At 66.7% G+C, this 22,314-nt stretch carries 20 protein-coding genes and 1 tRNA gene; 10 read left to right on the forward strand and 11 right to left on the reverse strand.

Annotated features, from left to right (window positions below; translation table 11 throughout):
- Positions 1-85: 85 nt before the first annotated feature.
- The 5 genes from ACFPME_RS12265 to ACFPME_RS12285 all read right to left on the reverse strand — a co-directional run bounded on the left by ACFPME_RS12265 (position 86) and on the right by ACFPME_RS12285 (position 3,857).
- On the reverse strand, positions 86-1,369 hold the full coding sequence (locus ACFPME_RS12265) for a sensor histidine kinase (RefSeq protein WP_377305688.1): 1,284 nt from the start codon (positions 1,367-1,369) through the stop codon (positions 86-88).
- The gene (locus ACFPME_RS12270) at positions 1,353-2,039 is read right to left on the reverse strand and encodes a response regulator transcription factor (protein ID WP_007509416.1); all 687 of its coding nucleotides are present in this window, start codon (positions 2,037-2,039) and stop codon (positions 1,353-1,355) included. Before ACFPME_RS12270 ends, ACFPME_RS12265 begins: the two co-directional genes overlap by 17 nt.
- 312 nt (positions 2,040-2,351) lie before the next feature.
- Positions 2,352-3,272, reverse strand: coding sequence for a 30S ribosomal protein S6--L-glutamate ligase (gene rimK / locus ACFPME_RS12275; RefSeq protein ID WP_377305691.1), 921 nt, complete (start codon positions 3,270-3,272; stop codon positions 2,352-2,354).
- Between the two features lie 10 nt (positions 3,273-3,282).
- Positions 3,283-3,750 carry an ATP-dependent zinc protease family protein gene (locus ACFPME_RS12280; RefSeq protein ID WP_377305694.1) on the reverse strand — a complete coding sequence of 156 codons (468 nt, stop codon included), beginning with the start codon at positions 3,748-3,750 and terminating at the stop codon, positions 3,283-3,285.
- A 33-nt stretch (positions 3,751-3,783) separates the two neighbouring features.
- Positions 3,784-3,857 (reverse strand) — tRNA-Gly (locus tag ACFPME_RS12285).
- A 264-nt stretch (positions 3,858-4,121) separates the two neighbouring features.
- Between ACFPME_RS12285 and ACFPME_RS12290 the strand changes: the two genes are divergently transcribed.
- From ACFPME_RS12290 to tviB, 4 genes are all read left to right on the forward strand, one after another.
- Positions 4,122-6,374, forward strand: a complete 2,253-nt coding sequence (locus ACFPME_RS12290) for a DUF6600 domain-containing protein (RefSeq protein ID WP_377305696.1) — start codon at positions 4,122-4,124, stop codon at positions 6,372-6,374.
- A gap of 74 nt (positions 6,375-6,448) precedes the next feature.
- Complete coding sequence (trmB, locus tag ACFPME_RS12295) at positions 6,449-7,165, forward strand: tRNA (guanosine(46)-N7)-methyltransferase TrmB (RefSeq protein WP_377305698.1); 717 nt, start codon at positions 6,449-6,451, stop codon at positions 7,163-7,165.
- Between the two features lie 432 nt (positions 7,166-7,597).
- Positions 7,598-9,415: an SLC13 family permease gene (locus ACFPME_RS12300; protein WP_377305849.1), complete on the forward strand. Its 1,818-nt coding sequence runs from the start codon at positions 7,598-7,600 to the stop codon at positions 9,413-9,415.
- 91 nt (positions 9,416-9,506) lie between these two features.
- Positions 9,507-10,790, forward strand: coding sequence for a Vi polysaccharide biosynthesis UDP-N-acetylglucosamine C-6 dehydrogenase TviB (gene tviB, locus ACFPME_RS12305; RefSeq protein ID WP_377305700.1), 1,284 nt, complete (start codon positions 9,507-9,509; stop codon positions 10,788-10,790).
- Positions 10,791-10,796: 6 nt separating this feature from the next.
- Here the strand turns inward: tviB and ACFPME_RS12310 are convergent, their stop codons facing one another.
- Complete coding sequence (locus tag ACFPME_RS12310; protein WP_377305702.1) at positions 10,797-11,159, reverse strand: Rieske (2Fe-2S) protein; 363 nt, start codon at positions 11,157-11,159, stop codon at positions 10,797-10,799.
- A gap of 77 nt (positions 11,160-11,236) precedes the next feature.
- Between ACFPME_RS12310 and ACFPME_RS12315 the strand changes: the two genes are divergently transcribed.
- The 3 genes from ACFPME_RS12315 to ACFPME_RS12325 all read left to right on the forward strand — a co-directional run bounded on the left by ACFPME_RS12315 (position 11,237) and on the right by ACFPME_RS12325 (position 14,094).
- Positions 11,237-11,512: a hypothetical protein gene (locus ACFPME_RS12315; protein ID WP_377305704.1), complete on the forward strand. Its 276-nt coding sequence runs from the start codon at positions 11,237-11,239 to the stop codon at positions 11,510-11,512.
- 69 nt (positions 11,513-11,581) lie between these two features.
- Entirely contained in the window at positions 11,582-12,514 is a 933-nt protein-coding gene (gene yedA, locus ACFPME_RS12320; protein WP_377305706.1) for a drug/metabolite exporter YedA, read from the forward strand.
- 167 nt (positions 12,515-12,681) lie between these two features.
- The gene (locus tag ACFPME_RS12325; protein ID WP_377305708.1) at positions 12,682-14,094 is read left to right on the forward strand and encodes a short-chain fatty acid transporter; all 1,413 of its coding nucleotides are present in this window, start codon (positions 12,682-12,684) and stop codon (positions 14,092-14,094) included.
- 42 nt (positions 14,095-14,136) lie between these two features.
- On the opposite strand, the gene ACFPME_RS12330 is transcribed toward ACFPME_RS12325, so the two are convergent.
- The 4 genes from ACFPME_RS12330 to ACFPME_RS12345 form a co-directional block, all read right to left on the reverse strand.
- Positions 14,137-15,411: an ABC transporter permease gene (locus ACFPME_RS12330; RefSeq protein WP_377305710.1), complete on the reverse strand. Its 1,275-nt coding sequence runs from the start codon at positions 15,409-15,411 to the stop codon at positions 14,137-14,139.
- 11 nt (positions 15,412-15,422) lie between these two features.
- Positions 15,423-16,589 carry an ABC transporter permease gene (locus ACFPME_RS12335; RefSeq protein WP_377305712.1) on the reverse strand — a complete coding sequence of 389 codons (1,167 nt, stop codon included), beginning with the start codon at positions 16,587-16,589 and terminating at the stop codon, positions 15,423-15,425.
- A gap of 10 nt (positions 16,590-16,599) precedes the next feature.
- On the reverse strand, positions 16,600-17,286 hold the full coding sequence (locus ACFPME_RS12340; protein WP_377305715.1) for an ABC transporter ATP-binding protein: 687 nt from the start codon (positions 17,284-17,286) through the stop codon (positions 16,600-16,602).
- A 75-nt stretch (positions 17,287-17,361) separates the two neighbouring features.
- Positions 17,362-18,597: an efflux RND transporter periplasmic adaptor subunit gene (locus ACFPME_RS12345; RefSeq protein WP_377305717.1), complete on the reverse strand. Its 1,236-nt coding sequence runs from the start codon at positions 18,595-18,597 to the stop codon at positions 17,362-17,364.
- 221 nt (positions 18,598-18,818) lie between these two features.
- Between ACFPME_RS12345 and ACFPME_RS12350 the strand changes: the two genes are divergently transcribed.
- The 3 genes from ACFPME_RS12350 (at position 18,819) to ACFPME_RS12360 (ending at position 21,587) form a co-directional block, all read left to right on the forward strand.
- Positions 18,819-19,505 (forward strand): fumarylacetoacetate hydrolase family protein, encoded by a 687-nt coding sequence (locus ACFPME_RS12350; protein ID WP_377305719.1) that lies wholly within the window; start codon positions 18,819-18,821, stop codon positions 19,503-19,505.
- A gap of 95 nt (positions 19,506-19,600) precedes the next feature.
- A complete protein-coding gene (gene mscL / locus ACFPME_RS12355) occupies positions 19,601-20,014 on the forward strand; it encodes a large-conductance mechanosensitive channel protein MscL (RefSeq protein WP_377305721.1) in 414 nt (137 codons plus the stop codon).
- 136 nt (positions 20,015-20,150) lie between these two features.
- A complete protein-coding gene (locus ACFPME_RS12360; protein WP_377305723.1) occupies positions 20,151-21,587 on the forward strand; it encodes a M20/M25/M40 family metallo-hydrolase in 1,437 nt (478 codons plus the stop codon).
- A gap of 65 nt (positions 21,588-21,652) precedes the next feature.
- Here the strand turns inward: ACFPME_RS12360 and ACFPME_RS12365 are convergent, their stop codons facing one another.
- Positions 21,653-22,057 carry a hypothetical protein gene (locus ACFPME_RS12365; protein ID WP_377305725.1) on the reverse strand — a complete coding sequence of 135 codons (405 nt, stop codon included), beginning with the start codon at positions 22,055-22,057 and terminating at the stop codon, positions 21,653-21,655.
- Between the last annotated feature and the right edge of the window lie 257 nt (positions 22,058-22,314).

Genomic DNA, 22,314 nt, shown 5'->3' on the forward strand with positions numbered 1-22,314 from the left:
GAAAACGCCTCGCGACGCGGGGCGTTTTTGTTTCTGACCCGCCCGATCTTCCACTGCTTGCAGGGGGACGACCGCGATTCCTGCTTCAGCTGAACTTGATGCTGGCGATCGCGCCATTCGCATCGCTGCGTGGGCGCATCGAGACATCCCAGCCATACAACTCGCATAACCTGCGCACGATCGCCAGACCGAGGCCCGCACCGCTGCCGCCGGCACCCTCACCGCGCACGCCGCGCTGGAACAGCCGCTCGGCGTCTTCCGGCTTGATCCCGGGGCCGGTGTCGATCACCTCGATGCGGCCGGATCCCACTTCGACCCGGACGTTGCCTTCCAGGGTGTACTTGATCGCATTGCCGATCAGGTTGGTCAGCGCCACCGACAGCACCGACGCCGGTGCGTTGACGTTCACGGGCTCGTTGACAGCCAGATCGATGGTCAGCGGCTTGCCGCGCATCTGTGGTCGCTGGCTCTCGATGACGTCGGCGGCGACCTTGCCGACTTCGGTGGTCTCGCCGCGGGTCGGGCCACGGCGTTCGGCGCGCGACAGCAGCAGCAACGCCTCGATCAGTTCGGTGGCCTGGCGCGAGGCCCGCTCGATGCGCTTCAGCCGCTCGCTCAGCTTCTCGGTGAGATCGGGCGAACCCTGCAGCAGTTCGGTGGTACTGGCGATCACCGCCAGCGGCGTGCGCAACTCGTGGCTGACGTCGGAGTTGAATTCACGGTCGCGCTCGACCATCGCGGTCAGCCGCGCCGAGTATTCGTCCAGCGCATGCGCCAGTTCACCCACCTCGTCGTCGGCGAAGTGCGGCGCCAGCGGCTCGGCCTTGCCGATCTTGCGAAATTCGCGCAGACGATTGGCCAGCTCGCTGACCGGCTTGAGCACCTTGCGCGATAACCACAGCCCGATCGCCAGCGACAGCAGGCTGAACAACAGCACGGCACCGACCAGCGACACGATCAACTGCTGCTTGCCCAGGTCCTCGCGGCTGATGTCGTAGATGACGAACGCGATCAGACCGTACTTGCGGCTGACCGCCAGCTTGTAATGGCGTGGGCGACCCGATTCGTCCGCGTCCTTCATGTCGTAGACGCCGGTCGCCAGGTTCTGCCAGGCCAGCGGCGCCTTGTAGATCGTGCGGTCGCTCCACAGCCATGCATCGATCAGGTCGGATTTCAGGGGCAGGTCGGGGTGCAGGTGCTTGTTCTCGACCGCCTGATCGACATCGTGCTGCAACGCCGACACCACCAGCTGGTCCTCTACCTTGGCCCGCACGTACAACGCAGCCACGGCAAACAGCGCGCTGAGGCCGAAGCCGAACAACGCGAAGGAGACGATCAATCGAAAGCGAAGCTTACGCCTGGACTGCATCCGGCTCGACCATCCGATAGCCAATGCCGTGCCGCGTGTGGATCAGCGGCTTGTCGAACGGTTTGTCGATGGCGGCGCGCAGGCCATGGATATGCACACGCAACGAGTCGCTGTCGGGCAGTTCCTCGCCCCATACGCGCTGCTCCAGATCCTGCCGGGTGACCACCGACGGACTCGCTTCCATCAATGCCTGCAACAGCTTCAGGCCGATCGGGTTCAACTGGATCGACTTGCCCTCGCGATTCACCGTCAGCGTGTCGAGGTTGAAGGTGAGGTCGGCCACCTTCAGCACGCGGCTCTGCGGGCCCTTGCCGCGCCGCGCCAGCACTTCCAGCCGCGCGGCCAGTTCCTGCAGCGCGAACGGCTTGGTCATGTAGTCGTCGGCACCGGACTCGAAGCCGGTCAGTTTCTGCTCCAGCGCGTCGCGCGCAGTCAGCATCAGGATCGGCGTCTGCTTGTGTGCCTCATGGCGCAACTTGCGCGCCACTTCCAGGCCGTCCATGCCGGGCAACGTGAGATCCAGCACGATGACGTCGAAGTCGTGCACCACCGCCAGGTGCAGGCCGGTCACGCCGTCGCCCGCGAAATCGACCACGTTGCCGCGGTCTTCCAGATAATCGCCGATGTTGGTCGCGATATCGCTGTTGTCTTCGATCACCAGTACGCGCATATGTCACTCCTGCGCAGCCGGCGCACAGGCCGGCTGAGGATGCAAGCTTAACAAGCTTGTTGTGAGGGGAGGCGCACGATTCCTGCGAAACTGAACCAGGGAGCCACCCGGGCAATAAAAAGGCCCAGATGTACGACGTACCCGTCGCCCACCTGGGCCCAAACTACTGCCCCGATACCATCGTTTGCCGTCACCGGGCCAACCGGCCAGCTGTCCACGCAAATAACAGTGGGTGCTTTATAGGGGTTTCGTGGTTACGGTGGGGTTAACCCGTTCTCATCGGGCGGTTAACGCGAGCGCGGGCCGCCGCGCTCACGCCTTTGTCGGCTTGCGGCGCACTCGCGGCTCGGCGGACGAATCGTTCGCCTGGGCCTGCAACAAATCCATGATCGCGCCTGCCACATCGACGCCGGTGGCCGCCTCGATGCCTTCGAGGCCAGGCGAGGCATTTACCTCAAGCAGCAACGGCCCGCGATTGGAACGCAGCAGATCCACCCCGGCGATGCCCAGGCCGAGTGCGCCGGCTGCCTGCACGGCGATGCGCTTCTCCTCGGCGCTCAAGGTTGCCGCCATCGCGCTGCCGCCGCGGTGCAGGTTGGCGCGGAATTCGCCAGGACTGGCATCGCGCTGCATCGCCGCCACCACCTTCTTGCCGACCACGAAACAGCGCAGGTCGCTGCCCTTGGCCTCGGCGATGAACTCCTGCACCAGGAAGTTGGCGTACAGGCCGCGGAACGCCTCGATCACGCTCTGCGAGGCGCTGCGCTTCTCGGCCAGCACCACGCCGGTGCCCTGACTGCCCTCGTTGAGCTTGATCACGTGCGGCGGATCGCCGAGCAGGGCGAGCACGTCGGCGGTGTCATCGGGGTTGTCGCCGAACACCGTGATCGGCATGTCGATCCCCTGCGCGGCGAGGATCTGCAGGCAACGCAGCTTGTCGCGTGCGCGCAGCACCGCATCGGACGGATTGGGCGTGTACACGCCCATCATCTCCAGCTGGCGCAGCACGGCGGTGCCATAGAACGTGCTGGTCGTGCCGATGCGCGGAATCACCGCATCGATGTCGCGAACGTCCTTGCCCTTGTAGCGGATCGCCACCGCGTCCGGCGCGATGCGCACGTAGCAGCGCAGCGGGTCGAGCACGCGCACCACATGGCCACGCTCGCGTGCTGCCTCGACCAGGCGCTTGGTCGAATAGAGGCGGGTGTTGCGCGACAGGATGGCAATCTTCATGCGGTAGTCGTCATGAGGGGTCCGTGACCACGTTCAGCGGCCGTGACTGGGTATAGGAACGCGCCGGGTCCACCGCAAACCGTCCGCTCAGGGCAGTGCGGCCCAGCAACATCGGAAACAGCATATGCCGGCGATCGGTCAAGTTGATGTCGACGTCGAAATGCCGCCCCGCCAGGTGCACTTCGCTGCGGATGAACCAGCGCTCGGTGCGGCGCCCACCCGTATCGGTCACCGTGCGTCGATCCAGCGCCTGCGCCTCGCAGCAGATTTCCCGCGGCTGGCGCCGGCCGACATGCATGGTGAAGCGCAGCCAGACCGCGCCATCACGGCGAAATTCCTCGAGCGTGTCGACATGCAGCGCACTGCTGCGCGCACCGGTATCGAGCTTGGCCTTGAGCAGGCCGATCCCCAGTTGCGGCAACGCCAGCCGTTCGCGCCAACCCAGCGTCATCAGGCCCGCGGTGATCAGATCCGCCATAGGGTTCGGGTAGCTCGGATCGTGGGCGGGGAATGGAGCGGGTGAAGGGAATCGAACCCTCGTCAGTAGCTTGGGAAGCTACAGCTCTACCATTGAGCTACACCCGCATCGGCCGGCGGATGGTAGCGCGTGATGCGCGTCGTTGGAAAGCTGGCCGCCGCCCCGATGTTCAAGCGCGCGCCGGCCCAACGCCGCATGAACCCCAGCTGGCGGCCAGCTGAATCCCCAGCACCCCCGCCGAGCAAACTAAGACGGGACTAACTTTTGATGTGCGCATAATCGCCGCGTCAATCACCATCACGCCGCGAAGCCGGCTGGCGGACTGGATAGACCCACGCGCGGAGGACCTCGCGCTCATCAGGGAACGTCACATGCGTGAGCTCGCCCGGTTTTTCAATCCCTACCGCTCTGGCTGGCGCGTGCTGGCGCTTCTGCTGCTGTGCGCGGCGACCAGCCTGGCTCAGGCGCAGTCCGCCGGCGATGACGACAACGCCGATCCGCCGAGCCGTGTGGCGCGACTTTCCTACATCTCCGGCGATCTCGGCTTGCTGCCGGCCGGTGCAAAGGAGTGGAGCGATGCCAGCGTCAATCGTCCTCTGACCAGCGGCGACCGCCTGTCCACCGGACGCGATGCCCGGGCGGAACTGGAACTGGGCGGCGCCAGCTTGCGTATGGACGGCCAAACCGATTTCGGCCTGCTCGACCTGAACGACCAGCTGGCGCAGATCGAACTGACCCGGGGCACGCTCAACGTCACCGTGCGCACTCTCGATGCTGGCCAGACTTACGAAATCGACACGCCAACCGTGGCGCTGGTGATCGATCAGCCCGGCACGTTCCGGGTCGACATCGACGACAACGGCAGCAGCGCCCGGGTCACCGCGTCAGACGGCGGCGCCACCGTGTATGGCGACAACAATGCGCAACGCACGATCCATCCCGGTCGCAGCTACCGCTTCGTCGATTCCAGCCTCGCGGCAGTGGCCATCAGCGACATCGGCCGCGGCGATGCGTTCGACGCGTGGTCGAGCGGGCGTGACCGTCGCTATGCCTCATCGAACAGCGGCCGGTACGTATCGGACGATGTGGTTGGCTACCAGGATCTGGATCAGTACGGCGACTGGCAGGACACCGACGACTACGGCGCGGTGTGGTATCCCACCCACGTGGCCGCCGACTGGGCGCCCTACCGCGACGGCCATTGGGCATATATCGCCCCGTGGGGCTGGACCTGGGTGGACGATTCGCCATGGGGCTTTGCGCCGTATCACTACGGCCGCTGGGCCTATACGCACCGCGGCTGGGGCTGGATGCCGGGGCCGCGCGGCGTGCGCCCGATCTACGCCCCGGCGCTGGTCGCGTTCGTCGGCGGCGGCGGTTGGTCGGTCGGCAGCGGCCCGGTGGGCTGGTTTCCGCTGGGCCCCGGCGAGATCTATGACCCGTGGTATCGCTGTGGCCGTCGTTGCTACACCGACGTCAACATCCGCAACATGCGTGATCACCGCGGGCACGATCGCCGCGCCGACATCGACGATCACTACAACCGTTACCGCAACGGCACGCCATCGCGCGGCGACCACTACGCCAATCGCGACAAGCCACGTGGCTTCACCGCCGTGCCAGGCAGCACGTTCACCGCTGGCCGTCATGTGCAGCACAACCTGGCGCGGATCGACCCGCGCCGGCTCGCCGCCGCACCGCTGGTCTCGCGCGACGCCAACGAGCTGCGGCCGCCTGCCGGTGGTGCGCAGCCATCGCGCAACCCGCACGTGCGCAACCTGCGCAGCGGCGGATTCGATCGCGAGGTGGTCGCACGCCATGCGCCGCCGACCGCGGTACGGGATGCGCGCGGTGCCGGACGCGACGGTCGCGAGGCCGGCGCCTCGGGCACCGGCCTGCCCGCACCCGGCGTGCGCGTGCTGAATCCACGCGACGGGCTCGGTCGTGGCGCGACCGATCGCGCGGGCGGCGACCGTGTTGGCGACAACGATGTCCGCCGGCCCGGCGGCTGGCCGCAGCAACGTCCTGGCGGCACCCGCATCGGCGCGGATACGCCTGCGCAGGGGCGCCACGACAACCGCGCCGATGCACAGGTTGGCGGCGCCCTGCCCTCGGCCCGCTTCGCCCGTCCGCGCGATTCCGCCAACGCCGACCGGCGTGCGGCGATGCCGCGTCCAGGCGTCAGCTACATGTCGGGCGCCGATGACAGCCACGGCCCCACCCGCCCCGCTTTCCGCAGCAGCTCGACGACATTGCCGCAGGCGCCTCAGATCCTGCGCGCCGATCCCCGCAATCGTCCCGGGCGCGCCAACGACGAACCCGGCCAGCGCTACGCCGGCAGCCCCGCCATGCGTCCCATGCCGACCGAATCCGGCCCACCCGTGCGCACGTCGGCGCCGCGCTTCCAGCGCAGCGAACCCGCTCCACGCAGCTACGTTCGCGAACAGCCGCAGCCGCAGCCGATGCAGGCGCCGCCGCGCTACGAGCCCGCTCGACCGAGTTTCCAGCAGCCGCGTTACCAGAGGCCACAGCCGCGAGAGGAAGCACCCCGACCGCAGCGCAGCGAATCCCGGCCCGGGCAGAAAGCCGCGCCACGGGCAAGGGACGACGCCCCGCAGCATTGAGTCGCTGACCGTGCCCCGGCTCCTGCGCGCAGCGGAGAAGCCGGGACGCTGGCGCCAGCCGCTACAATGCGCGCATGCCCGATACCGACAACTCCGAACACGACGATACCGCGCCGGCCTACCTGCGCCGCATCCGCAGCTTCGTGCTGCGTGAAGGCCGCATGACGCCGGCGCAGCAGCGTGCATTCGACACATTGTGGCCGCGCTTCGGGCTCGACTACCGCGGTGCGCCGCGCGACTTCAGCACGAGCTTCGATCGGCACGCTCCGCTGGTCTTGGAGATCGGATTCGGCAATGGCGAAGCGCTGGCCTGGGCCAGCGAGCACGACCTGACGCGCAACTTCATTGGCGTCGAAGTGCATGGCCCGGGCGTGGGTCGCCTGATGAACGCGCTCGCCGCGCGCGATGCCGGCAACGTGCGCTTGTACAAGCATGATGCCGTGGAAGTGCTCGAGCACGAGATCGCCCCCGGCTCGCTGGCGGAAGTGCGCATCTGGTTTCCCGATCCATGGCACAAGAAGCGCCACAACAAACGCCGGCTGATCCAGCCCTCGTTCGCTGCGTTGCTGGCTTCGCGCATGGCGCCCGACGGTTTGTTGCACCTGGCCACCGATTGGCAGGCCTACGCCGAACACATGCTCGACGTGATGGATGCCGCACCGGGCTGGCGCAACCAACTCGGCCCAGGCCAGTACGCCGACAAACCCGCATGGCGCATCGAGACCCACTTCGAGCGTCGCGGGCTGAAGCTGGGGCATGGCGTGTGGGACATGTTGTATCGGAAGGTTTGACGACATCGGATATTTCCCCCGCCGCATGATCCGTGCGCGACAGCACGACATCGGTCCGGAGCCGCAGCACGGCCATGCGGCCCCATCCAACCCGACCGTCAGCCGCGCAGACGAAATCCGCCATGCAACCGGCCAACGGAAGCTGGCGCGGCATGGATGGCCGTCCAATTGTCGACGCGCCCTCCTGCCCGGCCAGCAGGGGGACGCGGAACGCGGCGTCCCTGGGTCCCTCCCGGCGCCGGGAAGGATTGGGGTGATCTCTCGCTCTTGGCTTCCGGTTCACCAGCAGCCCTGCTGCGCCGCTTATACTCACGCTCATCCGCACACAGGGACGAATCGTCGCAGCGTGAAGCTTCCACTGCCCCGCCGTAGCCATCATCGCCAGCTGCCCTTGCGGGATATCGGCTAGTGGGTCTCTCGCTCACTCCCGAAATGATCCTGGTACTCGGGCTGGTGGGCTTCACCATGCTGATGCTGGTGCTGGAGTGGATCCGCGCCGACATGGTCGCATTGCTGGTGGTGGTGGTGATCGGGCTGACCGGGTTGCTGCCGCCCGATCGCGTGTTCAACGGCTTCGCCGGCAACGCGGTGATCGCCATCATCGCGATCATGATCATGGGCGCCGGGCTGGATCGGGCGGGCGTGCTCAACCTCACCGCGCACTTCGTGGTCCGCATGTCGCGCGGCGCGGAATCGCGTCTGAGCCTGGTGATCAACATGGTTGCCAGTGCGTTCAGTTCCGTGATCCCCAGCCAGGCGCTGGCGGCGCTGATGATCCCGGTCAGCAGCCGGCTCTCGGCACGCACCGGCGTGCCGCTCTCCCGCCTGCTGCTGCCGATGGCGTTCTGCATCCTGGCCGCCACCAACACCACCCTGATCGCGAACTCGTCGCTGATCGTGCTGAACGACCTGATCGCCAGCGCGAACGCCAACCTGTTGCCGGGCGCACACACGATCCCGAAGTTCGGGCTGTTCAGCGTGACGCCGGTGGGCCTGGCGCTGGCCCTCGTCGGCATCGCGTACTTCTACTTCTTCGGTCGCAAGCTGTTGCCCGGACACGAGGACGAACGACTGAAGGTGACGCCGGGCCGCACCGAAAGCTATTTCGCGGAGACTTACGGCATCGGCGGCGAGACGGCCGAGCTCACCGTCACGGCGGAAAGCCCGCTGGTCGGCATGAGCATCGGCGAGGTGGAACAGTTGCATGAGGCACCGCTGATCCTGGCGATCAAGAGCGGCAACGACGCGCGCATGGCGCCGCCCGCGGACCACGTGATCTGGGTCGGTTCCATCCTCGGTGTACTGGGGCCGCGCGATCAGTTGAACCAGTTTGCCAACAATCAGCTGTGCCGGTTGTCGCCGCGGATGCGTCAGCTCGGCGAGCTGTTCAATCCCACCCGCGCCGGCATTTCCGAAGTGGTGATTCCGCCGAGCTCGCGTTTCATCAAGCAGACGGTGAAGGAGCTTCGGCTGCGCAAGCGCTTCGGCATCTCCGTGCTGGCGGTGACGCGCGGCGACCAGGTATTTCGCGATGACGTGCGCGGGGTAAGCCTGCGTGCGGGCGATACGGTGGTGCTGCACAGCAATTGGCGCGATCTGGCGCTGGCCGCGGAAGACAAGGATCTGGTCGTCGTCACCGACATCCCCAAGGACGAGCAACGCCCCGGCAAGATCTGGCAGGCGGTGGGCTTTTTCCTGATGGCCCAGGGGCTGGCCCTGTTCACCAATCTGGACCTGTCGATCTCGATGATGGCCGGCGCCATCGCCATGCTGTTGTCCGGCGTATTGAACATGGACGAGGCGTACCGGGCGGTGAACTGGAAGACCGTCTTCGTGATCGCCTGTCTGATTCCGCTGGGCTGGTCCATGGACGCCACCGGCACCGCCGCATGGATCGCCCAGGAGGTGCTGCAGCATCTCGGCGGCGCCGCCCCGTGGGTGTTGCAGGTGTGCCTGGCCGTGCTCACCCTGCTGTTCTCGCAGGTCATGTCGAACGTCGGCGCCACCGTGATGATGGTGCCGGTCGCGATCAGCGTGGCGGTGGCCACCGGCGGCAATCCATCGGCCTACGCGCTGGTCGTCGCAGTATCCTCGTCCAATACGTTCCTGCTCAGTTCGGGGCACCCGGCACTGATGATGATCACCGGTCCGGGCGGTTACAGAGGCAAGGATTTTCTGCGCGTGGGCCTGCCACTGACCGCCTTGGTGCTGGTGGTCACCCTGCTCGCGATCAATCTGATGTTCCGCTGACCCGCGCAGCCGCCATGAAGCCGCTTACCCTATAGGCAACCCGCAAGCCCGCTAGACTGGCCGCTGCTCGCGGCAAGGTACACACAGGCTCATGCAGAACCCCTCGTTGGCGTCCACCAGAATTGCAATCGTCGGCCTCGGTTACGTGGGCCTGCCGTTGGCCGTGGAATTCGGCAAGCACTTCGACACGGTGGGTTTCGATATCCACGGCGCCCGCGTCGATGAATTGCGCGCCGGCCATGACCACACCCGTGAAACCGCGTCTGAAGAACTCGCCGCCGCCGGCCACCTGCGCTTCAGCACCGACATCGGTGAACTGGCCGGCTGCAACGTCTTCATCGTCACCGTGCCGACCCCCGTTGACGAGGCGAACCGGCCTGATCTGACCCCGCTGGAAAGCGCCAGCGCCAGCATCGGCACGGTACTCAAGCGCGGCGACATCGTGATCTACGAATCCACGGTCTATCCCGGTACCACCGAGGAAATCTGCGTGCCGGTGCTGGAACGGGTTTCCGGCTTGCGTTTCAACCAGGATTTCTATTGCGGCTACAGCCCGGAACGCATCAATCCCGGCGACCGCCAGCACCGGCTGCCGACGATCACCAAGATCACCTCCGGCTCCACGCCCGCAACCGCCGATTTCGTCGACGCGCTGTACCGGCGGATCATCACGGCAGGCACCCACAAGGCACCCAGCATCAAGGTGGCCGAGGCAGCCAAGGTCATCGAGAACACCCAGCGCGACGTCAACATAGCGCTCGTCAATGAACTGGCGATGATCTTCAACGCCATGGGCATCGACACCCACGACGTGCTCGCCGCCGCCGGCACCAAATGGAATTTCCTGCCGTTCAAGCCGGGCCTGGTCGGCGGCCACTGCATCGGCGTCGATCCGTATTACCTCACGCACAAGGCCACCGTGCTGGGTTATCACCCGGAGCTGATCCTTGCCGCTCGGCGCATCAACAGCCGCATGGGCCTGTATGTGGCGCATCAGGTGATCCGCCTGATGGCGAACCAGCGCATTCATGTGATCGGTTCGCGCATCCTCGTATTGGGCCTGACCTTCAAGGAGGATTGCCCCGACTTGCGCAATACGCGGGTGGTGGAGATCGTGCGGGAACTGCAGGCCGCGCACGCCCAGGTCGACGTCCACGATCCCTGGGCCGATGCCGATGAAGCCACTCACAAGCTCGGCATAACGCCCATCGCGCAAGTCGACCACGGCGTCTACGACGCGATCGTGCTCGCCGTGGCCCACCAGCGCTTTGCCGACCTGGGCAGCGAGGCGATCCGGCAGTTCGGGCGCGAAGCCTGCGCCGTATTCGACATCAAGAACATGCTGCAGCGGGACGTCGCCGGCGGTCGCCTTTAAGGCGACTCAGGCGTCGTCCGGCAGCCGGACCGCGCCGTGCCGCACCCGTACCTCGACCGCACGAAGATGCTCGCCGCGGCACGGCCCGGCGATGCACAGACCGTCGGCCTGGTTGAAGGTGGCGCCGTGCACGGCGCAGATCAGCGTACCGTTCTTCAGCAGGAACTTGCCCGGCGCGTAGTCGAGTCGACGGCCGGCGTGCGGGCAGATGTTGAGGTAGGCGTGCACCTGCTCGCCGTGGCGCAACAGGATCAGGCTTTCCGCGCCGTCGGCGAGTACGGCATCGACCGCGGTGGCGCCGCCGTCGGGAATCTCGTCCAGCCGGCACAGCGCCGGCGGAGCGGATTCGGGCGGTGGAGCTGTATCCATCGGCACTTGCCTCGCGGGCCGATCGGCCCCATGGTTGTCGCGTAAGTCGTTGATTTTACCATACGGATTTTTAACACATGTACTTCTTCATGCCTTCCATGCGCCGTTCCCGTCATCCGCTGGCTCGTGCCCTGTCGCTGCTGCTTGGCGTGGCGTTGGTCGGCCTGCTGCTGGTCTTCGGACTGGCAGTAGCAGGCGTGTTGCTGGTCGGCGGCGCCATCGTGCTGGCCTTGCGCCAGTGGAAACACAGCCGCACGCCGGTGACGTCCGCCGCACCTGCCGCCCAGCATCAGCCGGCCGTGCTCGAAGGCGAGTTCGTGGTGGTGCGGCAAGGCCGCCAGGTTCCGCACTGATCGCACTTGCTGAGGACAAGGCCCGCCGGCTCGCGGATAATGCCCCGTCCCCTTTCCTGATCCCTCCTCATGTCCGATTCCTCTGGCGGCATCGCGGCTGAAGCCCCGCGCAGCCTGACCGATCACCGCTTGCTGATTCCGCTGGCGCTCCTCGCGTTGTATGTGATCTGGGGCTCGACCTATCTGGGTATTCGCTTCGCGCTGGAAAGCTACCCGCCGTTCCTGCTCGCGGGCCTGCGGTTCCTGTGCGCCGGCGCGGCGTTTTACGGGTTCCTTCGCTGGCGCGGGCTGGCACCGCCGACCCCGCTGCAATGGCGCAATGCGGCGTTCACCGGCATGCTTTTGCTCGGCCTGGGCAACGGCCTGGTGTGTTTCGCCGAAGAGCGGGTGAGCTCGGGCATTGCCGCCGTGGCGGTGGCCAGCATGCCGCTGTTTGCCGCGCTGTTTTCGGGGATGTACGGCGAGTGGCCGAGCCGGCGCGAAAGCATCGGCCTCGCCATCGGCTTTGCGGGCGTGATCGTGCTGAACCTTGGCAGCAGCCTGTCCGGTTCGCGCCTCGGTGCGCTCGCCTTGCTGGTCGCGGCGATGTGCTGGGCGTTCGGTTCGGCCTGGAGCCGCCGCCGCGAAATGCCGCCGGGGCCAATGAACACCGCCGCCCAGATGCTGTGCGCCAGCGTGGCCTTGCTGCTGGTCGGCTTCGCCACGGGCGAGCACCTGCCCTCGCATCCCACGATGCGCGCCACGGTCGCCGTGGCCTATCTGGCGGTGTTCGGATCGATCATCGCTTTCAGCGCTTACCTGTATGTGCTCAAGCACGCCCGACCGGCGCTGGCCACCAGCTACGCCTACGTGAACCCGCCGGTGGCCGTGCTGTTCGGCGTGCTGCTGGCCGGCGAACATGTCGGCCCGTACGATCTCACCGGCATGGCCATCATCCTGTTCGGCGTGGCGGTGATCACGCTGGCCAAGCAGCAGAAGCGGAAGACCTCCACGGCCTCCTGATCGGCGCCCGGCCATCGGGCTGTTCGGCCGACGGACGCGCTCCGCTCGCCGTAAGCTGGTCTGGACCGGGGAAGGCGGGCGAAAAGGCCGCAGCATCCGGCCGCCATGGTCGGCTTGCCGCGCCGCCATCGCCGCGCGACGATGTGCCGAGCACTGATGGAGGATGCATGAACGCACCGCGAGACGGATGGTTGGCGCGCGCAGCCTTGCGCAGCGCAGATTGGGCCGAGCGCTGGTTTCCCGATGCCTGGGTATTCGCTGCGCTCGGCGTGGTGGTGGTGACATTGGCGGCATTCGCTTTCGGGGCCACGCCCACGGCAGCGGTGCATGCATTCGGTGATGGCTTCTGGAGCCTGATCCCGTTCACCATGCAGATGGCGTTCGTGGTGATCGGCGGCTACGTGCTGGCGACTGCGCCGGTGGTTGCACGCTTCATCGGCGTGCTGGCGCGCGCACCGCGCACCGGCCGCGGCGCGATCGTCTACGTGGCGCTGGTCAGCATGCTGGCGTCGCTGCTGAGCTGGGGCTTCTCGCTGGTGTTCGGTGGCTTGCTGGTGCGCGCGCTGGCACAACGCACCGACCTGCGCATGGATTACCGTGCGGCCGGTGCCGCCGCCTACCTCGGCCTCGGCGCGATCTGGGCGATGGGTCTTTCCTCGTCGGCGGCACAACTGCAGGCAAATCCGGCCAGCATGCCGCCGGGGCTGCTGGCGATCACCGGCGTACTGCCCTTCAGCGAGACGATCTTCCTGTGGCAGTCGATCGTGCTGACCGTGGTGCTGATCGTGGCCTCGCTGCTGATCTGCTGGTACACCGCACCATCGGACGCGAACGCACGCACCGCGCAGGATTTCGACGCAGGCGAGACGTCGACGCCGGTACTGCCGCCGCGCACGCGGCCTGGCGAGTGGCTGGAATACAGCCCGCTGCTGTCGCTGGCCATCGGCCTGCTCGGGCTGGGCTGGCTCGGCCACGAGTTCGCCAGCAAGCCGGCGATCAGCGCGATCGCCAGCCTCAACACCTACAACTTCCTGTTCCTCACGCTGGGCATCCTGCTGCACTGGCGTCCGCGCAGTTTCCTCGATGCGGTGAGCCGCGCGGTACCGAGCACGTCCGGCGTGCTGATCCAGTTCCCGCTGTACGGCGGCATCGCCGCCCTGCTCACCCAGGTGCCCGGCGCCGGCGGCGTGACCCTGGCGCACCGGCTGTCGAACCTGTTCGTGCATGTTGCCACCCCTGACAGCTTCCCCGCGGTGATGGGCGCGTACTCGGCAGTGCTGGGCTTTTTCGTGCCGTCCGGCGGCGGCAAGTGGCTGGTCGAGGCGCCGTACGTGATGCAGGCGGCGAATGACCTGCACGTGCATCTGGGCTGGGCGGTGCAGGTGTACAACGCGGCCGAGGCGCTGCCGAACCTGATCAACCCGTTCTGGATGCTGCCGCTGCTGGGCGTGCTGGGACTGAAGGCGCGCGACGTGGTCGGCTATACCTTCCTGCAGCTGCTGGTGCACGTGCCGCTGGTGCTGGGCCTGCTGTGGCTGCTCGGCATGACCCTGGACTACGTGCCGCCGGCGATGCCATAGATGCCTGGGCGGGAGCGCACGATGCGCTCCCGCCGATCGCCATCACAGTTCGCGCAACGCCGTGGTCACCGGCAGCCGTGCCGCGCGCACGGCGGGGAACAGCCCGCCGATGAAGCCGATCGTGAGCGCCCACAGCAGGCCGACCCACAGCAGCTGGGCGGAAACCCGCAGCTCGAAGCTCAACTTGCCGACCGACCCCGCGGCGAGCGTGGACGCGCTGTAGCCATTGAACACCAGCCACGCCAGCAGCCCGCCGATCAGGCCGCCGGCCAGGGCCAGCAGCATGGTTTCCAGCATCACCGCCACTACCACAGGCAGCCCGCGGAAACCGATCGCGCGCAAGGTGGCGATCTCGCGTGCGCGGGCCGCGACCGCGGCGAACATGCAGTTGAGCGCGCCGAAGATCGCACCGATCGCCATGATCGAGCCGACCACGATGCCGATGATGGTGAGGAAGGTGCTCATGCCTTCGGACTGCTTGCTGAAATAGTCGAGCGTGGTGCTGACGTCGACCTTCAGCTGCGGATTGGATTCCAGCGTGGCCTTGAAGGCATCGAACGCGGCGGGATCGGCCAGCTTCACGGTGACCGATGCGCGGCTGCTGCCGCGGCGGTAGGTGTCGGCCACCACGCCGGCATCGCCCCAGACTTCCGAATCCATGGAGTCGCCGGAAGCGAACACACCCACGACCGTCCACAGCTGGCTGCCGAGACGGATCTCGTGGCCCGGTTCCAGCCCGGCGAACTGCCGCGCCGCGCCCTTGCCGACGATCAGCTCGCGCATGCCGGGAGTGAACTTGCGGCCTTCGACGATCTTCAGGTTCGGCCGTACCGCCCAGGCCTGATCGCTGACGCCGCGCAACTGGACACTGCCTTCGTCGCCCGGCTGGCCGCCCTTGATCGGCAGGTTCGCGGCCACCACCAGCTCGGGCGAGGCAATCGGCTGGCCCTTGGCGTCCTTGGCGATGCCCGCGGTCTGCGGGATCAAGGTCACGCTGTCGTGGTCGAGCACGGACATCACCTCGGAGGCAGAGGCGCCGCGCATCACGATGGCGGTGTCGGCGCTGCCGGTCTTGCTCAGCGTCTCGCGGTAGCCGTCGCTCATCGCAAGCAACGCCACCAGCACCGCCACCACGCCGGCAATGCCGATCACGATCACCGATGACATGCCGAGCCTTTGCCGCAGCGTGCTGATGCCGACCGCGGTGACCGAGATGGCCTGCCGGCCCTGGCGGGCGAGCAGCATCCACACGGCGAGCAGCGCCAGCGACAGCACGGTGAGCGCCGAGAAAAACAACATCAGGGAATGCAGGAACATGGTCGTTCTCCTCAGCGCCCGGCCAGTGCGTCGACGATGTTCAGACGCATCGCGCGCACCGCAGGCAAAGCACCGACCAGCAGGCCGGCGGCGATCATCAACAGCAAGCCATGCAACCAGATACCGGCATCCACCGGCGCCATGGGGATCGCACCACCCATCGCCGAATGCACGCCGCCAACCACCAGCATCGCCAGCGCGAGACCCAGCACACCGCCGAGCAGCAACAGCAGCACCGACTCGGCCAGCACCATCGCCAGCACGCTGTGGCTGGAGAAGCCGATCGTCTTCAGCACCGCCAGCTCGGAGGTGCGTTCGCGCACGGCCTGCATCATCGTGTTGCCCGACAACAGCAGCAGGGTGAAGAACACCGCGCCCATGATCGAGGTGACGATAAGGCCGATATCCGCCAGCTGCTTCATCCAGCTGGCGGTGGCCGCGGCCTCGGTCTGCGTGCGGGTCTCGTGATCCGAATTGGCCGAGATGGCATCGATCGCCTTGGCCACCCGGTCGGCCTGGTTCACATCGGTGACGCGCGTGACGTACCAACCCACCTGGCCGCGGTTGTACGGCGTGGTCTCGTCGAAGTACTTCCAGTTCAGCAGGAACATCTGGTCGTAGAAACCGCCGGACTTCTTGTCCTTCGAGTGCAGGATGCCGACGATGTCGAACGTCCAGTTCTTGCTGCCTTCATGGTTGGGGAAGATCGTCGACTGCATCGGGATCTTGTCGCCGACCTTCCAGTGGAACCGCTGGGCCAGTTTCTCGCCGACCAGCGCACCGGTGCGGGTGGTGTCGAATGCCTTGCGCTCGGCCGGGCTCACTTCCATCTCCGGGTAGAGGTCGAGGTAATTCGGTTCCACCGCGAAGCTGAAGACCTGGTTGTGCGGGTCCTGGTAGGCGCCGCCGAACCAGTTCGCGTAGGTGACCATCTTCACGCCGGGCACCTGCGCAATCTGCGCCTCCAGCGATTGCGGCAGGGTCTGGATGAACGAAAGCCGGGAGCCGGTCTGCAGCCGCTCGGCGCCATTGGCGCTGTTGCCGGCCTGGTCGAAGCCGGTGCGTACCGCATCGAGCATGCCGAACAGCAGGAACGCAGCGATGATCGACACCAGCGTGAGTATCGTGCGGGTCTTGCGCCGGAACAGCGCCGCCCAGATCAGATGAAGATATTTCATCGTTGTGTCCTCACGCCGTTGCCTGTTCGACCAGGGTGCCCTTGTCCAGATGCAGCGTGTGGCTGGCGTATTCGGCCGCCTTAGGATCGTGGGTGACCATCACGATGGTCTTGCCGTGATCGCGGTTGAGCAGCTGCAGCAGGCCCAGCACGTCTTCGGCCGACTGTCGATCGAGATCGCCGGTCGGTTCGTCGCAAACCAGCAGGGCGGGGTCGGACACGATGGCGCGCGCTATCGCCACGCGCTGCTGCTGGCCGCCGGACAACTCGCTCGGCTTGTGGCTGGCGCGATCGGACAGGCCGACCAGTTGCAACGCGATGGCCGCGTTCTTCTTGCGTTGTGACGCCGACAGCTTCGTCAGCAGCAGCGGCAGTTCGACATTGCGCTGGGCCGACAGCATCGGCATCAGGTTGTAGAACTGGAAGATGAAGCCCACGTTCGACGCCCGCCACTTGGCCAGCGCGCCGCCACCGAGCTGGTCGATGCGCTGACCGCCCACGCTGATGCTGCCGGCGCTGGGCGTGTCGAGCCCGCCGATCAGATTCAGCAGAGTGGTCTTGCCCGAACCGGAGGGCCCCATCAGCGCGAGGAAATCGCCTTGGGCGATGTCCAGGTTGACGTGGTGAAGTACTTCGACTTTCTGCTTGCCGCGCGTATAGGTCTTGGCAAGGTCATTGATCTCGATCAGCGTGCCCATGGTGGATCTCCAATGAACAGGGATTTTCTTGCAGGGACCCTGCGAACGGGCTCCTGCACGGGGTTGTCGAACGAACTACGGTTTCTTCATCTGGACGGCCGAACCGTCCTGCAGCTCCGCCGGCGGCGATACCACCACGCTGTCACCCGGCTTCACCGAGGTCGGCAGCAAACGCAACTCGCCATAGGCCTGCGCTGCCGGGCTCACCGTGCGTTGCCGCACTGCGCCGCCATCGAGCACGAAGACTACGCTGCGGCCGTCACGCTGCGCGATTGCCGCGGCCGGTACCAGCACGCCTTGCGGAGGCGGCGCCGTGGCGCCCTGCTGCTCTTCCAGGAACGATACTCGCGCGCCCATGTCGGGCACCACGCGCGCATCCTTTTTTTCCAACGCCACGCGCACCTTGATGGTGGCCTTGCCGCGGTCGGCGGTAGGCACGATGGCGACCACGTGGGCAGGGATCCTCCAGTCGGGATAGGCGTCCAGTACGGCCTCGGCCGACATGCCCGGCTTCACCCGGCCGATATAGGCCTCGTTGACGTCAACGTCGATTTCGAGCGAATCCATGTCGACGATGGTGCCCACGCCGGTGCGGGTGAAACCGCCGCCGGCAGACAACGGCGAAATGATCTCACCCACCTGGGCGTCCTTGGTGGTGACCACGCCGCCGAACGGCGCGCGCACCACGGTATAGTCGAAATTCACCTTCGCCACCTCGGCCTGGGCATCGGCCGACTTGGCTTGCTGCTGCTGGGCACCCAGCTGGGCGCGCAAGCTGTTGACCTGGGTCTGCGCCTGTTCGGCGCTCTGCTTCGACACCAGCCCGCGGGCCGCCAGCGACTGCAGTCGCGCGGCGTCATGGAGGCTCTGCGCCAGCTGCACCCGGTTCTGCGCCAGCAAGGCATGTGCCGCGTCGGCCTGCGCCTTCGCCGCCGCGAGGTTGGCCTTGTAGCCGCTGTCGTCCAGCCGCGCCAGCACCTGTCCCTGCTTGACGTGATCGCCCTCTTCGATCAGGACGTCGGTGAGCGTGCCGGTAATCTGCGCCGATACCGTCGCCTGCCGCCGCGCCGTGACATAACCGGTCGCCTGCAGCACCGCGCCGGCTCCGCTGCTGGACGACGGCGCAATGGCGGTCGCGGTCTGCACCGCCACCGCCCGATGGCCGAGCAGCATCCAGCCCGCGCCACCGAGCAATACCAGCAGCACCACCACTGCGCCGACGATCCACGGCCAGCGTCCCGAGCCGCCGTCATGATCCTCGCGCTGGTGGCGCTCGATGCGCAGTTCCTTCAACAGTTCGGCGTTGTCCACTCGTTTTCCCCGTCCGGCATGCCGGCTTCTTGATACATGCAAGATTGATGGATCGGCCGCGGCGCGATCAGGGCGCAGCATCAGCCATCGTCGATGACAGGTGTCACCCGGTCAATTTCCGCGCGGCCAACGGCGCTGCGCAAAGAGTAACCTTCCGCGCACCGCGGCGGCCACCTCGCGACCCCGCGCCCGGACGTCCCCACTTTGCTACGCTTGCCGGCATGACCTACGCCATCGCACCACCCGCCCAGCCCAGCCTGCCGATCATCGGCAGCGATCAGCGTTTCCCGATCCGCCGGGTGTTCTGCATCGGCCGCAACTACGCGGAGCATGCGCGCGAGATGGGCGCCAGCGTGGACACCGCCGCACCGATGTTTTTCTGCAAGCCGGCCGACGCGGTAGTCAGCGATGGCGCCGACGTGCCGTACCCGCAGGCCACCAGCGACCTGCATCACGAAGTGGAGATGGTGGTGGCGCTGGGCGCCGGGGGCCGCGATCTCACACCCGAACAGGGTGCCGCACTGGTCTGGGGCTACGGCGTGGGGCTGGACCTGACGCGACGCGATCTGCAGGCGCTGGCGAAGGCCAAGGGACACCCCTGGGACGTCGCCAAGGCGTTCGACCATTCCGCGCCAGTCTCCGCGCTGCGTCCGGCCGCAGCGGCAGCGCTGGATGCCGACAGCCTGCTGCGGTTGAGCGTGAACGGCGAGCTGCGCCAGCAAACCCGCCTGGGCGACATGGTGCATGGCGTGCCGCGGATCCTGGCGGAGCTGTCGAAACTGTTCGAGCTGAAAGCCGGCGACCTGATCTTCACCGGCACTCCGGCGGGCGTGGCCGCGTTGCAGCGTGGAGACCGCTTTCACGCCGAGCTGGTTGGCATTGCCGAACTGGATGGCCGCATCGTCTGAGCCGCACGCGGCAACGCGCCGCCCCCTGTGCGATGACGCGGTCGCGCGGTACAGTCGGGGGCCGCCATCCGGTCCAACTGAAGGAGTACAGCAGCATGAGCATGCTCAGCGAATTCAAGGCTTTCGCGATGCGCGGGAACGTCATCGACCTGGCGGTCGGCGTCGTCATCGGTGGCGCGTTCGGCAAGATCGTCACCTCGCTGGTCGACCAGATCATCATGCCGCCGATCGGCTGGCTGACGGGCGGCATCGATTTCAGCGACCTGAAGTGGGTGCTGCGGCCGGCCGACGCCACCAATCCGGCCCACAAGATCGCCGAAGTCGCGATCCAGTACGGCGCCTTCATCAACACGTTGATCCAGTTCCTCATCATCGCGTTCGCCATCTTCATGGTGGTCAAGGGGATCAACCGGCTCAGCCGCAAGCAGGAACAAGCGCCCACCGAACCACCGGCTGACGTGGTCCTGCTCACCGAAATCCGCGATCTGCTGAAGAACAGGCAGCCGTAGGCACGGAAAGCGGGGAACTCGCCGCTGCTCCGGTTTCCTGCCCCGACCCGCATTCCCCGTGTCGCATCCATGACTTCTGGCCTAAGCGTTACCCGGTAACCACGCCATAATCGGGGTTTCCACCGCGGAGTTCCCGATGCGCCGTCTTCCCCTCACCCTGCTCGCCGCCAGCCTGGCGCTGGCCAGCGGCATCGCCAGCGCCGCCGACACCACGATACCTGCAACGGCCGTAAAGACGGCTACACAGTTGCGCGACAAGGCGATGCACGACGATACCGGCTATCGCATCGTCGAATCCCTGACCACCGAGGTCGGACCGCGCATGGCCGGCAGCGATGCCGACCAGCGCGCCCGCGACTGGGCGGTGGCGAAGTTCAAGGCGCTCGGCTACGACAAGGTCTACACGGAGGCGGTGACCTATCCGTTGTGGGAGCGCCGCAGCGAACGCGCGTCCATCGTGGGTCCGTTCGCGCAGCCGCTGGTGCTGAGCGCGCTGGGTTATTCGCCGGGTACGCCGAAGGGCGGGCTCACTGCCGAGGTGGTGAAGTTCGACAGCCTGGACGCACTCAAGGCAGCCGATCCGGCCACCGTGAAAGGCAAGATCGTCTACATCGGTTACCGCATGCAGCGCGCGAAAGACGGCCACTACTACGGCATGGGCTCGGCCGTGCGCACCGCCGGCCCGCCGATCGCCGCCGCCAAGGGCGCGGCCGGCTATCTGCTGCGCTCGGCCGGCACCGATGCGCATGACCGCATCGCCCACACCGGCGTCACCGGCTTCCGCGACCAGGCCAAGGCGATCCCCGCCGCAGCCTTGTCCAATCTCGATGCCGACCAGCTTGAGCGCGTGCTGGCCCATGGCAAGCCGGTCACCCTGAAGCTGGACCTGGATTGCGGCGTGGTCGGTGAATACACCGGCGCCAACGTGATCGGCGAGATCACCGGCCGCAAGCACCCCGACCAGGTGGTGGCGATCGGCGGTCACCTGGATTCATGGGACCCGGGCACCGGTGCGATCGATGACGGCGCCGGCGTGGCGATCGCGATGGCGGCCGGCAAGCTGATCCACGATCTGCCGCAGCGGCCCGACCGCACGATCCGGGTAATCGCCTTCGCCAACGAAGAGATGGGCCTATGGGGCGGTCGCGCATATGCCGACAAGCACGCTGGTGAAGTGGCGAAGTTCCAGCTCGGCACCGAATCGGATTTCGGCGCCGGCCCGGTCTGGCGCATGAGCGCCAGCGTCAAGCCTGAAGCGCGCGGCGCGATCGCACAGATCGCCAGGGTGCTGCGGCCGATCGGCGTGGCGTACGACGCGAAGAAGCCCGGCGGCGGCGGCTCGGATCTGTCGCAGATGCACGGCAAGGGCATGGCCGCGCTGTCGCTGACTCAGGACGGCACGCACTACTTCGACTGGCACCACACCGCCAACGACACACTGGACAAGATCGACCCGAAGGAACTGGCCCAGAACGTGGCGGTGTACGCCGCGTTCTCGTACATGGCCGCCCAGGCCGATGGCGATTTCGGTTCGGCGCCGGGCGCGTTCGCGCACGATGGTGCCGGCGAGTAGCGCCTTCTCCGCGCTTGAAATGAAGAAGGCGGTCGAATGGCCGCCTTCTTCATTTCAAGGCAGCCTCAACGCGCGTAGTACTGCCCCGATGCCACCAGTGGTTGAGGGATGCAGAACATCTTCGGCAGCACGGTGATCGCCACCGGTACCAGCACGCGCTTCTCGACGCCGCCGACACTGGCGCAACTGGCGCCCGCCGGCAGGCGGTAATGGATGATGCGCACGGTGTAATTCGGGCAGACGTCCGAACAGGGGAACTCGGCCACCACCGGTACGTCGCGGTAGCGCCCCAGCTCGACCGTGGTGTTCATCAACGCCACCTTGTCCCATGGCTTGGCGGCATAGGCGCGCAGCGCCGCGGCGTCCATCTGTGCAGGTGCAGATGCGGGCGCGTTGGCGCAGGCGGTGGCGCCTACGGCCACACCAAGGACAGCCATGAAGACACTGATGATCGATGTCGGCTGGCGCATGTCCACTCCTGCAGTGACGAAGGAGCCAGCCTAGCCGCCTCGCGCCGAGCACCACAAGTCGCGACAGCCTTGCCGACACGGTCGAAGCATTGCTGCAACGGCTCATGGAGATGCAGATCGCCCGCGTCAGGCGCGGCTTGAGCACCTGCGATGCGCACAACGCCATCAGGCGGACCTTCCTGCAGTGGCGGTCGACGCCCTGCCGCGCGTGCCGGCCCCGATGTTCCCGGACAGCGCCACCGGTCAGGCGCGCGTGC

This window comes from Rhodanobacter umsongensis, assembly GCF_042654965.1.
In the GTDB taxonomy this organism is placed as follows: domain Bacteria; phylum Pseudomonadota; class Gammaproteobacteria; order Xanthomonadales; family Rhodanobacteraceae; genus Rhodanobacter; species Rhodanobacter umsongensis.